Below are 13486 nucleotides of genomic sequence, written 5' to 3'. Positions count from 1 at the left end.
GTTTTACTCCTGTAGTGCGGAAGGGGTTGCCGGGCTGAGCTGCCCTGCTTCGGGTCTTACCTCACGTTTGCTGGCCAGATCCCGGGCGATGGAGTCCACCAGCCGGCTGTTCAGTTTGTAGATGGCCAGCAGCGCGACCATGCAGAGGAACAGCGCGCAAGGGATAAGGGTGAACAGTGCGTTAATGGTCGAGAGCACGTGCGGTGCCTGGGCTGCCTCACCGGGTGCATAATCCACCATGCCCAGCACCCAGCCGACGACCGCCCCGCCCAGCGCCAGGCCAAATTTGATGGCAAACAGCGCGGTGGAGAACACCAGCCCGTCCAGGCGGCGGCCGCTGCGGTGCTCTTCGTAGTCCACCACATCGGAGAACATGGTCCACTGCAGCGGTGTGGTGAGGTTTTGCACAAAGCTGAAGACGATATTGAGGCCAAAGATGAGCCAGACCTGAGAAGGCGGCAGGAAGAAAATCAGCGCGCCGAAGATGACGAAGGAAATAATGGTCCACTGATAGGCGCGTACGCGGTCAAATTTCCCCAGCAGCCGTTCGGATAATAACGCGCCGCTTAAGGAGGCCACCATCCCGGAAACAATAAAGGCAAAAACCAGCTCCGGACGCAACAGCACATATTTCACGTAATACATCGTGGCGGAACCCCGCGTCACCACCGCCGTTAACAGTAAAATATTAAACAGGAACACAATACGCCACTGGCTGTTTCCGGCCAGCAGTTTTAAATCGGTGAACATGGATCCGGAGGTATCGTTGCGTGGAGAATAACGCTCGCGGGTCATCATGAAACAGCAGAAGAACAGTACAATCCCCAGCAGCCCCATCAGACTCATGGCATAGAAATAGCCTTTCTGCACGTTGCCCTGGCCTAACAAGGAGACCAGCGGCAGGGCAATTACCGTCACAATCAACCCGCCGATAAATGACAGGCCAAAGCGCCAGGATTGCAGGGAGTGACGCTCACGCGGATCCAGCGTCAGCGCGCCCGGCATGGCGCAGTAAGGCACGTTAATCGCGGAGTAAATCAGGCTTAAAATAGCGTAGGTCACGCAGGCATACACGATTTTTGCCGTTGGCCCAACATCCGGGACATAGAACGTAATCAGGCAGCTCACGCCAAACGGAATGGCAAACCACAGCAGCCAGGGTCGGAAACGACCGTGGCGCGTCCGGGTGCGATCCACCAGCGCGCCAATGCACGGGTCGACAAACGCATCGACCACGCGCACCACTAAAAACATGGTGCCCATAACCGCGGCGGGCAAACCAAAAACGTCCGTATAGAAATAAGCGAGAAATAGCGTTGCCGTTTGCCAGACCAGCGCGCTGGCCATATCACCTAAGCCATAACCTATTTTATCTTTGGTACGCAATACAGAGGAGATTGTCATTGTTATTTGCCTTTTTATCAGGTTAAAACGTATTTCAACCAGTTGCGCATCTTCACCAGGGAAATGCGCAGTAAGGCTCAAGTATTAGCAACGCTTTGCGGGCTAACAATTGTCTAAATTAACAGACAAATTATGATATTTAGTTTTTTACTTTATTTGTGATGGGGAGCATATTCAGGCGGAAATAAAAAAGGCGAGGAGATATCTCCTCGCCTTTATCCCTTTTTTAGCGGTTACTTGTTCAGTTCCGCCAGGCTCAGCCAGGTTTGCACCACGGTGTCCGGGTTCAGGGACAGGCTATCAATCCCCTCTTCCATCAGCCATGCGGCAAAGTCTTCATGGTCAGATGGGCCCTGACCACAAATCCCGACGTATTTACCCTGCTTCTTCGCCGCGCGGATGGACATAGAGAGCAGCGCTTTCACTGCCTCGTTACGCTCATCGAACAGCTCAGAGACCACGCCGGAGTCGCGGTCCAGACCCAGCGTCAGCTGCGTCATGTCGTTCGAACCAATAGAGAAGCCGTCGAAGTGCTCAAGGAACTGCTCAGCCAGCAGGGCGTTGGACGGAATTTCACACATCATGATGATCTTCAGCCCGTTCTCGCCGCGCTTCAGCCCCTGACGTGCCAGCTCGTCCACCACGGCTTTCGCCTGATCCACGGTACGCACGAACGGGATCATGATCTCGACGTTGGTCAGCCCCATGTCGTTGCGCACGCGTTTCACCGCCTCACACTCCAGTGCGAAGCAGTCGCGGAAGCTGTCGGATACGTAGCGTCCGGCTCCGCGGAAGCCCAGCATCGGGTTTTCTTCTTCCGGCTCGTAGCGCTCACCGCCCACCAGGTTGGCGTATTCGTTAGACTTAAAGTCAGACAGGCGCACAATCACGCGTTTCGGCCAGAACGCCGCGCCCAGCGTGGCGATCCCTTCGGTCAGACGGCCGACGTAGAACTCTTTCGGCGAGTCGTAGCCTTTCATCATCTCACGGATTTCGTTCTGCAGTTTAGGATCCTGGTCGTCAAACTCCAGCAGCGCACGCGGGTGAACGCCGATCATACGGTTGATGATGAATTCCAGACGCGCCAGACCTACGCCTTCGTTCGGCAGGCAGGCGAAGTCAAACGCGCGGTCAGGGTTACCGACGTTCATCATGATCTTCAGCGGCAGGTCCGGCATGGTATCCACGCTGGAGCTCTTCACGCTGAAGTCGAGGATATCAGCATACACGTAGCCGGTATCGCCTTCGGCACAGGAGATGGTCACATTCTGTCCGTCTTTCATGCGTTCGGTAGCGTCACCGCAGCCGACAACCGCAGGAATACCCAGTTCACGCGCGATGATGGCAGCGTGACAGGTACGGCCACCGCGGTTGGTAACGATAGCCGCGGCTTTCTTCATGATCGGTTCCCAGTCCGGGTCGGTCATGTCGGTTACCAGCACGTCGCCAGGCTCAATACGGTTCATTTCGCTGATGTCGTGGATCACTTTCACCGGACCGGCACCGATACGGTGACCAATCGCACGGCCTTCCGCCACGATTTTGCCCTGCGCGTGCAGCGTATAACGCTCCATTACCTGGCCGCGAGAACGGACGGTTTCCGGGCGCGCCTGCACGATAAACAGCTTGCCGGTGTTACCGTCTTTCGCCCATTCGATGTCCATCGGACGACCGTAGTGTTTTTCGATCTGCACCGCCTGCTTCGCCAGCTCCTGCACTTCAGCGTCGGTCAGGGAGAAGCGATCGCGCTGCTCCTGCGGCACATCTTCAATTTTCACCTGCTTGCCATGCTCCTGCGTCGGGGCATAGATCATGCGGATTTTTTTCGAGCCCATGGTGCGGCGCACCACCGCCGGGCGGCCAGCGGCCAGCGTCGGCTTGTGAACGTAGAATTCGTCAGGGTTAACCGCCCCCTGGACCACCATCTCACCGAGACCCCATGCAGAGGTGATAAACACCACCTGGTCGAAGCCGGATTCGGTATCGATGGAGAACATGACACCGGAGGAACCGACATCCGAGCGCACCATGCGCTGAACGCCAGCGGAAAGCGCGACGCCACGGTGGTCATAGCCCTGATGCACGCGATAGGAGATGGCACGGTCGTTAAACAGGGACGCAAAGACATGTTTCACCGCCACCAGCACGGCGTCATATCCCTGAACGTTCAGGAAGGTTTCCTGTTGCCCGGCAAACGAGGCGTCCGGCATATCTTCTGCGGTGGCAGAAGAGCGCACGGCAAAAGAGGCCTGCGCGTCATCAGCAGAAAGCTGGTTGTACGCGTCGTGAATGGCTTTTTCCAGTTCCGGCTGGAAAGGTGTGTCGATGATCCACTGGCGGATCTGCGCCCCGGCTTTCGCAAGCTCGGTAACGTCATCAATATCCGTTTTATCCAGCAGGTCGTAAATGCGCTGGTTAACACCGCTCTGGTCTAAAAACAGGTTAAAGGCATCGGCGGTGGTGGCAAACCCGTTCGGTACGGAGACACCCATACCTGACAGATTTGTAATCATTTCACCCAGGGAGGCATTTTTGCCCCCAACTCTGTCTACATCATTCATGCCGAGTTGGTTATACCAAAGCACCAGCGGTGACGAGCCATTGTTGGACATCGAAACAATCCTTTTGTGATATTTGATCGGAGTAAGTAACGCCTGACTACGTATTTATAGTGGCATATTTATTTCCGCTAAAAAAACGGTGAATCGTGTAAGCAATTTAAATTTTCAACTTTTCGGATACTTTCCCATCAACGATTAAGCCGATGATTCCTCTATATTCAGCCAGAAACCCCAAAAATAAAGTCGCTATTTGAAAAATGAAATCCACTTTTCAGGAAAATCAAAAACAGCGTTTCATTCATAATTAGGATAAGTTCTTTGCTGTATAAATTACTTTTTTAATTTATGCTTTCAGACAATTACGTATGATATTCAGGGTGGGTAAAATGGATAGTGCTGTCGATCGCCACGTTTTTTATATTTCTGATGGGACGGCGATCACCGCCGAGGTGCTGGGCCACGCGGTGATGTCGCAGTTCCCCGTTTCGATTAACAGCATCACGCTGCCGTTTGTCGAAAATGAGAGCCGCGCCAAAGCGGTGAAAGACCAGATTGACGCCATCTATCAGCAGACCGGCGTCCGCCCGCTGGTGTTTTACTCGATTGTGATCCCCGAGATTCGCTCCATCATTCTGCAGAGTGAAGGCTTCTGTCAGGATATCGTGCAGGCGCTGGTGGCCCCGCTGCAAAGCGAACTGAAGCTCGACCCGACGCCCATCGCCCACCGTACCCACGGGCTTAATCCCGGTAACCTGACCAAGTACGATGCCCGTATCGCCGCCATTGATTACACCCTGGCGCACGATGACGGTATCTCTCTGCGTAATCTCGACCAGGCGCAGGTGATCCTGCTGGGCGTGTCGCGCTGCGGCAAAACCCCGACCAGCCTCTATCTGGCGATGCAGTTCGGTATTCGCGCCGCCAACTACCCGTTTATTGCTGACGACATGGATAACCTGGTGCTGCCCGCCGCCCTGAAGCCGCTGCAGCACAAGCTGTTTGGCCTGACCATCAACCCGGAACGCCTCGCCGCCATCCGCGAAGAGCGCCGCGAAAATAGCCGCTACGCCTCGATGCGCCAGTGCCGAATGGAAGTCTCCGAAGTGGAAGCGCTGTACCGTAAAAACCAGATCCCGTGGCTGAACAGCACCAACTATTCGGTAGAAGAGATAGCTACCAAAATTCTCGACATCATGGGGCTTAACCGCCGCATGTACTAATATGCTAGTACATTAACTCAGATTCAGGTATCATCATCGGCAACCACGGGGCGGTGTCGCCCCGAACTTGAAATCAGCAGGGATTGGTTTAAGGTGATGCCCATCACTTCCCGGTAGTCTGCCGATGAAGCAAAAATTTTCTGAGACATTCCATGAATAAAACCGATGAACTCCGCACTGCGCGCATTGACAGCCTGGTTACGCCGGCTGAACTGGCACAGCGGCATCCCGTTTCCGCCACCGTTGCGGAACATGTGACGGCCTCCCGTCGACGCATTGAAAAAATCCTCAATGGTGAAGACCCGCGTCTTCTGGTGGTGATTGGGCCGTGCTCCATCCACGATCTGGATGCGGCGATGGATTATGCCAAACGGCTGCAGGGGCTGCGGGATAAGTACCAGCATCGCCTTGAGATCGTGATGCGAACCTACTTTGAAAAACCGCGCACCGTGGTGGGCTGGAAAGGCCTGATTTCCGACCCTGACCTGAACGGCAGCTATCGTGTGAATCACGGTATTGAGCTGGCGCGTAAGCTGCTGTTACAGGTCAACGAGCTGGGCGTGCCGACGGCAACCGAGTTTCTCGATATGGTGACCGGGCAGTTTATCGCCGACCTGATCAGCTGGGGCGCGATTGGCGCGCGCACCACCGAGAGCCAAATCCACCGCGAGATGGCTTCTGCCCTCTCCTGTCCGGTGGGCTTTAAAAACGGTACCGATGGCAACACCCGTATCGCGGTGGATGCCATCCGCGCGGCCCGTGCCAGCCATATGTTCCTGTCACCAGACAAGAGCGGCCACATGACCATTTACCAGACCAGCGGTAACCCGTACGGCCATATCATCATGCGCGGCGGCAAGAAGCCCAATTACCATGCAGAAGATATTGCGGCGGCCTGCGAGTCGCTGGCCGAGTTCGACCTGCCGGAACATCTGGTGGTAGATTTCAGCCACGGCAACTGCCAGAAACAGCATCGCCGCCAGCTGGATGTGTGCGATGAGATCTGCCAGCAGATCCGCAGCGGTTCAACCGCTATCGCTGGCATTATGGCCGAAAGTTTCATCAAGGAAGGAACGCAGAAGATCGTTGCAGGACAGCAGATGGTTTACGGGCAGTCCATCACCGACCCGTGCCTGGGCTGGGAAGACAGTGAACTGCTGCTGGAGAAGCTGGCTGCAGCCGTGGACACTCGCTTTTAACATCCTGCCGGGTGGCGCTGCGCTTACCCGGCCTACGATTAGTGCCCTTCTCCCTCTCCCCGTGGGGGGAGGGGTGAGGGCATCAAACCGCACTTCACCCCCAAAGTTGATCCCCTCACCCTTTTTTCACAAAAACGCTTGCTGTGAATTTGCAGTTTATTGATAATGATTATCATTGTTACATTGATTGTTATTTATAAACATTATGTCACGTACGGATAACAGCGCGGCAACGCCAGCAAAAACACACACAGCGCCAGCCCCTACCGAGCGCAGGATTGACAGCAAAACCCTGCTCGGCGATGAGGGGCGGGTCATTATCGAGCATGACGGCCAGCGCTACCTTCTGCGCCAGACCCATGCCGGAAAACTGATCCTCACAAAATAAACAACACAAAAACTCCGCCAGCCACCCAGGTGAACCCCAGGCAGCCAGCGCTTTTCAATGCTTATGGAGAGTTGCTATGCCACACCTGCCTTCCGCATCTTTACGACCGTCACTTCTGGCGCTGGCGATCGTCAGCGCCCTGCCGGGCATCGCTTTTGCCGCCACAGATGAAATGACCGTGATCGCCACGGGTAACGCCCGCAGCGCCTTTGAAGCCCCCATGATGGTGAGCGTGATTGACGCCAGCGCCCCGGAGAAACAGACCGCCAGCTCGGCGGCCGACCTGCTGCGTAACATCCCCGGTCTGACGCTGGACGGCACCGGGCGCACCAACGGGCAGGACGTGAACCTGCGCGGCTATGACCGTCGCGGCGTGCTGGTGCTGGTGGACGGCGTGCGCCAGGGAACCGATACCGGACACCTGAACAGCACCTTCCTCGACCCGGCGCTGATTAAACGTATCGAAGTAGTTCGCGGTTCGTCGGCCCTGCTGTACGGCAGCGGCGCGCTGGGCGGCGTGATTTCGTATGACACCGTCGATGCGAAGGATCTGCTGGAGCCGGGTAAAAGCAGCGGTTACCGCGTGTTTGGTACCAGCGCGACGGGCGATCGTAGCCTTGGCATGGGGGCCAGCGCCTACGGCCGCACCGACACGCTGGACGGGCTGGTGTCCTGGTCAAGCCGCGATCGTGGAGATATTCGCCAGAGCGACGGTGCAACGGCGCCTAACGACGAATCCATCAATAACATGCTGGCGAAAGGCAGCTGGAAAATCGACCCGGCCCAGACCCTGAGCGGCTCCCTGCGCTACTACAACAACGCTGCCCGGGAGCCGAAAAACCCGCAAACCCCCGGGGCGGACAGCAGTAACCCGATGACCGATCGCTCCACCATTCAGCGTGACGCGCAGCTGGGCTATAACATTGGCCCGGCGGGTAACGACTGGCTGAACGCCGACGCGAAAATTTACTGGTCCGAAGCGCGCATTAACGCACAGAATATCGACAGCAGCGGTGAGTTTCGCAAACAGACCACCAAAGGCGGCAAAGTGGAAAACCGCACGCGCCTGTTCAGCGACACCTTTGCGGCACATCTGCTGACCTACGGTGGGGAATACTACCGTCAGGAGCAGCACCCGGACGGGGCCACCACCGGTTTCCCGGAAGCGAAAATCGATTTCAGCTCTGGCTGGTTGCAGGATGAAATTACCCTTCGCGATCTTCCCGTCACCCTCCTTGGCGGCACACGCTATGACAATTACCGCGGCAGCAGCGATGGCTACGACGATGTCGATGCCGATAAATGGTCATCCCGCGCCGGGTTAACCATCAGCCCGACCGACTGGCTGATGCTGTTTGGCTCTTACGCGCAGGCGTTCCGTGCGCCTACCATGGGCGAGATGTATAACGATGCCAAACACTTCTCCATCGGACGCTTCTATACCAACTACTGGGTGCCAAACCCGAACCTGCGCCCGGAAACCAACGAAACGCAGGAGTTTGGTTTTGGCCTGCGCTTCGACGATCTGCTACTCGCCAACGATGCGCTGGAGTTTAAAGCCAGCTATTTCGACACCAAAGCCAAAGACTACATCTCCACCACCGTCGATTTTGCCGCCGCGACCACCATGTCTTATAACGTCCCGAACGCCAAAATCTGGGGCTGGGACATGATGGCAACCTACTCGGCCGACCTCTTTAACCTTGACCTGGCCTATAACCGCACGCGCGGGAAAGACACCGATACGGGCGAATACATCTCCAGCATCAACCCGGACACCGTGACCAGCAAGCTGGACATTCCGGTGGCGCAAAATGGTTTCTCCGTCGGCTGGATTGGCACCTTTGTCGATCGCTCAACACATATCAGCAGCAGCTACACCCAGCAGCCGGGTTATGCGGTCAACGATTTCTACGTGAGCTACAAAGGTCAGGAGCGGCTCAAAGGCGTAACCACAACGCTGGTGCTGGGCAACGCCTTTGACAAAGCGTACTGGTCACCTCAGGGCATTCCGCAGGACGGCCGTAACGGCAAGATTTTCGTAAGTTATCAGTGGTAATTCCCGTCGGGGCCACTCTTCAGAAGGAAAAGACAATGAATCACTACACACGCTGGCTTGAGCTCAAAGAAGATAATCCGGAAAAGTACGCGCGCGATATCGCCAGCTTAATGCACATCAGCGAAGCAGAGCTGGCCTTTGCCCGCGTGGGTCACGACGCCTGGCGACTGCGCGGTGAAATCCGCGAGATCCTGGGTGCGCTGGAAGCGGTGGGCGAAACCAAATGTATCTGCCGTAACGACTATGCCGTACATGAACAGACAGGGAGCTTCACCAACCAGCACCTGAACGGACACGCCGGGCTGGTGCTTAACCCGCGCGCGCTGGATCTGCGCCTGTTCCTCAACCAGTGGGCAAGCGCATTTCACATCAGTGAAGCCACCGCCCGCGGCGAGCGGCAGAGCATTCAGTTCTTCGACCACCAGGGCGATGCCCTGCTGAAGGTCTACGCCACGGCGAACACCGACGTTTCCGCCTGGGGAGACGTGCTGACCCGCTTTATCTTTGCCGAGAATCCCCCGCTGGCGTTGAAGGTGGCCGAGCGCCCGGCCCACGCTGAACAGCCGGAAGCCGCGCTCGTGGATGCCGAGTGGCGCGCCATGACCGATGTGCATCAGTTCTTCAGCCTGCTCAAGCGCCATAATCTCAACCGCCAGCAGGCGTTTCGCCTGGTGGGGGACGATTTGGCCTGCAAGGTAGAGAACGCCGCGCTGGCGCAGCTACTGGAAGCGGCGCGCCAGGACGGGAACGACATCATGATCTTCGTCGGCAACCGCGGCTGCGTGCAGATCTTCACCGGTGCGGTGGAAAAGCTGGTGCCGATGAAAGGCTGGCTGAACATCTTTAACCCAACCTTTACCCTGCATCTGCTTGAAGGATCCATTGCGGAAACGTGGGTCACGCGCAAACCAACGGCAGACGGGCATGTCACCAGCCTGGAGCTGTTTGCCGCCGACGGGACGCAAATCGCCCAGCTGTACGGCCAGCGTACCGAAGGCGAACCGGAGCAGAGCCGGTGGCGCAGCCAGATTGACGCCTTAACGGCGAAAGGGCTGGCCGCATGAAACGGTGGCTTGCCCTGATCGGCGCCCTGCCCCTGCTGGCATTTGCTGCCCCGCAGGAGAAAATCGTCACGCTCGGCGGCGACGTCACCGAGATTGTCTACGCTCTCGGTGCGGCTTCTTCGCTGGTGGCGCGCGACAGCACCAGCCAGTGGCCCCAGGCGGCGAATGCGCTGCCTGACGTGGGCTATCTACGCCAGCTCAACGCGGAGGGGATCTTATCCCTGCGCCCCACGCTGGTGCTGGCCAGCGCCCAGGCGCAGCCGTCTCTGGCGCTAAAGCAGGTTGAACAAAGCCACGTCAGGGTGATCGAAATTCCCGCCAGTAACGACCTGAGCGTCATTGATGAAAAGGTGCGGATCGTGGCGGAAGCAACGCACCGCGAGGCCGAGGGGGAAGCCCTGCGCAACAGGCTGCGTCAGGCGCTGTCGACACTTCCCGCATCGCCGCTCAACAAGCGGGTGCTGTTTATTCTCAACCACGGCGGGATGACCGCCATGGCTGCCGGACAACAGACCGCCGCCGATGCCGCTATCCGCGCGGCGGGACTGCAGAACGCGATGCAGGGGTTCAGCCGCTATCAGCCGCTGTCTCAGGAAGGTATCATCGCCAGCCGGCCCGATCTGGTGGTGATTTCCTCGGACGGAATCACCGCCCTGGGCGGTGAAGCGAACCTGTGGAAGCTGCCCGGCCTGGCGCAAACCCCGGCAGGACGAAACAAGCAGGTGCTGGCGATTGACGATATGGCGCTGCTGGGCTTCAGCCTGCGAACGCCAGAGGCCATCCAGCAGCTGCGCAGCAAAGCGGAGCAGCTGCCCTGATGTCCCGGCGGATCACCTTATCGTTATGGATGCTGACCGCGATCCTGGCCATCATAACCCTCGCGGCAACCGGGGTCGGGGCATTACACCTGCCGGTCAGCCTGCTGTGGAACGGCACAGACGAAGCGCTGCGTCAGATCTGGCTGACGATCCGCCTGCCTCGCGTGCTGCTGGCGCTGGCGATCGGCGGTTCACTGGCAGTGGCGGGCTGCGTGATGCAGGGGCTGTTTCGCAACCCGCTGGCAGACCCGGGCCTGCTCGGCATCAGCAGCGGCGCGGCACTTGCCGTCGCGCTGTGGGTGGTGCTTCCCCTCTCGCTGCCTGCCCTGGTGATGCTGTATGCCCCGATGCTGGCGGCGTTTCTCGGTGCGCTGGCCGCCACCCTGGTGATTTTTATCCTCAGCCGACAACGTGACGGTTCTTTGTCGCGCCTGCTGCTGGTAGGCATTGCCATCAACGCCCTGTGCGGCGCGGCCGTCGGCGTGCTGTCATGGCTCAGCAATGATGCCCAGCTTCGCCAGCTTTCGCTCTGGGGAATGGGCAGCCTCGGCCAGGCGCAGTGGTCAACGCTGCTGGCCGTCTCGTCGCTGATGATACCCACCGTGCTGGTTATCTGGCGTCTGGCAGGCGCCCTTAATTTGCTGCAACTGGGTGACGAAGAGGCGCACTACCTCGGCGTGGACGTCGCCAGCGTGCAGCGGATCCTGCTGCTGTGCAGTGCCCTTCTGGTGGCTGCCGCCGTTGCGGTCAGCGGCGTTATCGGCTTTGTCGGCCTGGTGGTGCCGCACCTGGTGCGCATGTGGCTGGGAGCCGACCACCGCGCCGTACTCCCTGGTTCGGTGCTGGCCGGAGCGTTGTTATTGCTGGTTGCCGATACGCTGGCGCGCAGCGTGGTCGCCCCGGCGGAAATGCCGGTCGGCTTATTGACCAGCCTTCTCGGCGCACCGGGGTTCCTGTGGCTTATCTTTCGTCGTGGAGGTTCGCATGGCTGAACGCTATTGTGGCGAAAACCTTGTTTTTCGCGTCAGGCAACGGACGCTGATTAACGACGTGTCGCTGACCTTATCTCAGGGCGAGATGGTGGCGTTGATTGGCCCCAACGGCGCCGGGAAATCCACGCTATTGCGGCTGCTTACCGGCTATCTTAAACCGGCGGGCGGACAATGCAGCCTGGCGGGCACGCCGATCGCCGCCTGGCAGCCGGAGACGCTCTCCCGCTACCGGGCGGTGATGCGTCAGAACACGCAGATTGGATTTGACTGGCCGGTTGAAGCAGTAATCGGCATGGGCCGCGCGCCCTGGACCCGCACGCCTGAAGCCTCGGTAGTTGAAGCGGTGATGGTCGTTACCGGGTGTTTACCGCTGGCGGGCAGGCAGTTTGCCGCACTCTCCGGCGGCGAGCAGCAGCGCATCCAGCTCGCCCGCGCGCTGGCTCAGCTCTGGTGCGACGGTGCACCACGCGGCTGGCTTTTTCTGGATGAACCCACGTCTGCGCTGGATCTCTACCACCAGCAGCATCTGCTGCGCCTGCTGAAATCTCTGACCCGGCGGGGACATCTGCACGTGTGCGTGGTGCTGCATGACCTTAATCTGGCGGCGCTGTGGGCGGATCGCATCCTGCTGCTGCACGGCGGAAAAATCGTCTCCCAGGGGAACCCGGAAACCGTTTTGCAGGCCAATGCGCTGGCAGAGTGGTACGGTGCGCAGGTCCACGTTGGCCGGCATCCGGCTCACGCCGCGCCACAGGTGTTTCTCGCCCCCTGACCCGGCTGATAAAAATCTTTCAGGGTTTCCAGCAGGGCATGCGCTGCTTTAGAAAGCTGCGTGTGCCCGGGATGGATCACCCCGATACACTTTTCAATGGGCGGGCTGTCCAGCGGAATACACACCGCGCCTAATGAGGCCATCTGGGTCTCACACAGCGCCGGTACGGCACTGCCGCCCAGCCCGCTCGCGACCATGCGCCCAACCGTCACCAGTTGATGGCTCTCCAGGGCGACCTCCAGTTTTCTGCCGCTTCGCGCCAGCTCCTCTTCCATCATCAGACGCACCGCAGAGGGACGCTGCAGGGTAATGAAATCCAGCGTCAGCAGCGCGTCCCATGTCAGGCGCTTTTTGCCTGCAAGCGCAGAATCTTTCGGCACAATGGCAATAAACCGGTCGAGGCCCAGCGGGGTAAACAGCAGGTTGTGCGTTGGCGCAGGCTCGAATGCGATCCCCATCTCCACGCGCCCTTCCCGGACCATCTCTATCACCTGCTCGTTAATCACATCATGCACGGTGACGTTGATCCCGGCGTGGCGGTCGCGAAACGCTTTTAGCACCTCGGGTAAGACATTCGCCGCAAACGACGGCATGGCCGCGACCGAGATTTTACCGCGCTGCAGGGTAAAGCACTGGTGCATGGCCTCTTCAACGTTATCCCAGTCCGCCAGCAGCTGCCGCGCCATCGGCAAAAAGGTCTCCCCTTCCTGCGTCAAAGCCACCTTGCGCGTGCTGCGCTGTAAAAGCGGTCCACCGAGCGCATCCTCCAGCCCTTTTATCGTCAGGCTCAGGGCTGGCTGAGAGAGATTCAGCCGTTCGCTGGCGTGCGCGAAATTCAGAGTGTGAGCTACCGCTAAAAACGCGCGTAACTGTTTGACACTCATTCTCATTTTTCACCCTGTTAACTAATTGAAAAAATTTAGTTAACAGGAAATTAATAAAAAAACCAAATGAGTGGGTCACAAATTCAAAATTAACAAATGAGTCGCCGCCCCTAATGATACCGGCA

11 protein-coding genes are annotated in these 13486 nt (G+C 58.2%); 8 read left to right on the top strand and 3 right to left on the bottom strand.

Annotation, left to right across the window (positions count from 1 at the left end):
* Positions 1–3 precede the first annotated feature (3 nt).
* Positions 4–1404, bottom strand: coding sequence for an MFS transporter (locus C1N69_RS09340; protein ID WP_155031044.1), 1401 nt, complete (start codon positions 1402–1404; stop codon positions 4–6).
* 233 nt (positions 1405–1637) lie between these two features.
* Positions 1638–4016 carry a phosphoenolpyruvate synthase gene (gene ppsA, locus C1N69_RS09335; RefSeq protein ID WP_155031043.1) on the bottom strand — a complete coding sequence of 793 codons (2379 nt, stop codon included), beginning with the start codon at positions 4014–4016 and terminating at the stop codon, positions 1638–1640.
* Positions 4017–4351: 335 nt separating this feature from the next.
* On the opposite strand from ppsA, the gene ppsR reads away from it, so the two are divergent.
* The 8 genes from ppsR to C1N69_RS09295 all read left to right on the top strand — a co-directional run bounded on the left by ppsR (position 4352) and on the right by C1N69_RS09295 (position 12477).
* Positions 4352–5185: a posphoenolpyruvate synthetase regulatory kinase/phosphorylase PpsR gene (ppsR, locus tag C1N69_RS09330; RefSeq protein ID WP_023311315.1), complete on the top strand. Its 834-nt coding sequence runs from the start codon at positions 4352–4354 to the stop codon at positions 5183–5185.
* Between the two features lie 152 nt (positions 5186–5337).
* On the top strand, positions 5338–6384 hold the full coding sequence (gene aroH / locus C1N69_RS09325) for a 3-deoxy-7-phosphoheptulonate synthase AroH (RefSeq protein WP_025757322.1): 1047 nt from the start codon (positions 5338–5340) through the stop codon (positions 6382–6384).
* A gap of 205 nt (positions 6385–6589) precedes the next feature.
* Entirely contained in the window at positions 6590–6772 is a 183-nt protein-coding gene (gene hemP / locus C1N69_RS09320; RefSeq protein ID WP_025757323.1) for a hemin uptake protein HemP, read from the top strand.
* A gap of 76 nt (positions 6773–6848) precedes the next feature.
* Positions 6849–8831, top strand: coding sequence for a TonB-dependent hemoglobin/transferrin/lactoferrin family receptor (locus C1N69_RS09315; protein ID WP_155031042.1), 1983 nt, complete (start codon positions 6849–6851; stop codon positions 8829–8831).
* Positions 8832–8866: 35 nt separating this feature from the next.
* Complete coding sequence (locus tag C1N69_RS09310; protein ID WP_155031041.1) at positions 8867–9895, top strand: hemin-degrading factor; 1029 nt, start codon at positions 8867–8869, stop codon at positions 9893–9895.
* Positions 9892–10713: a heme/hemin ABC transporter substrate-binding protein gene (locus C1N69_RS09305; protein ID WP_155031040.1), complete on the top strand. Its 822-nt coding sequence runs from the start codon at positions 9892–9894 to the stop codon at positions 10711–10713. Before C1N69_RS09310 ends, C1N69_RS09305 begins: the two co-directional genes overlap by 4 nt.
* Positions 10713–11705, top strand: a complete 993-nt coding sequence (locus C1N69_RS09300; protein WP_155031039.1) for a FecCD family ABC transporter permease — start codon at positions 10713–10715, stop codon at positions 11703–11705. Before C1N69_RS09305 ends, C1N69_RS09300 begins: the two co-directional genes overlap by 1 nt.
* On the top strand, positions 11698–12477 hold the full coding sequence (locus C1N69_RS09295) for a heme ABC transporter ATP-binding protein (RefSeq protein WP_155031038.1): 780 nt from the start codon (positions 11698–11700) through the stop codon (positions 12475–12477). Before C1N69_RS09300 ends, C1N69_RS09295 begins: the two co-directional genes overlap by 8 nt.
* Here C1N69_RS09295 and C1N69_RS09290 read toward each other — a convergent pair.
* On the bottom strand, positions 12444–13367 hold the full coding sequence (locus C1N69_RS09290) for a LysR family transcriptional regulator (RefSeq protein ID WP_032672463.1): 924 nt from the start codon (positions 13365–13367) through the stop codon (positions 12444–12446). The genes C1N69_RS09295 and C1N69_RS09290 overlap by 34 nt on opposite strands.
* Positions 13368–13486 lie beyond the last annotated feature (119 nt).

The organism is Enterobacter sichuanensis, from assembly GCF_009036245.1.
Taxonomy (GTDB): domain Bacteria; phylum Pseudomonadota; class Gammaproteobacteria; order Enterobacterales; family Enterobacteriaceae; genus Enterobacter; species Enterobacter sichuanensis.
This window is presented reverse-complemented; position numbering and strand designations above follow the sequence as displayed.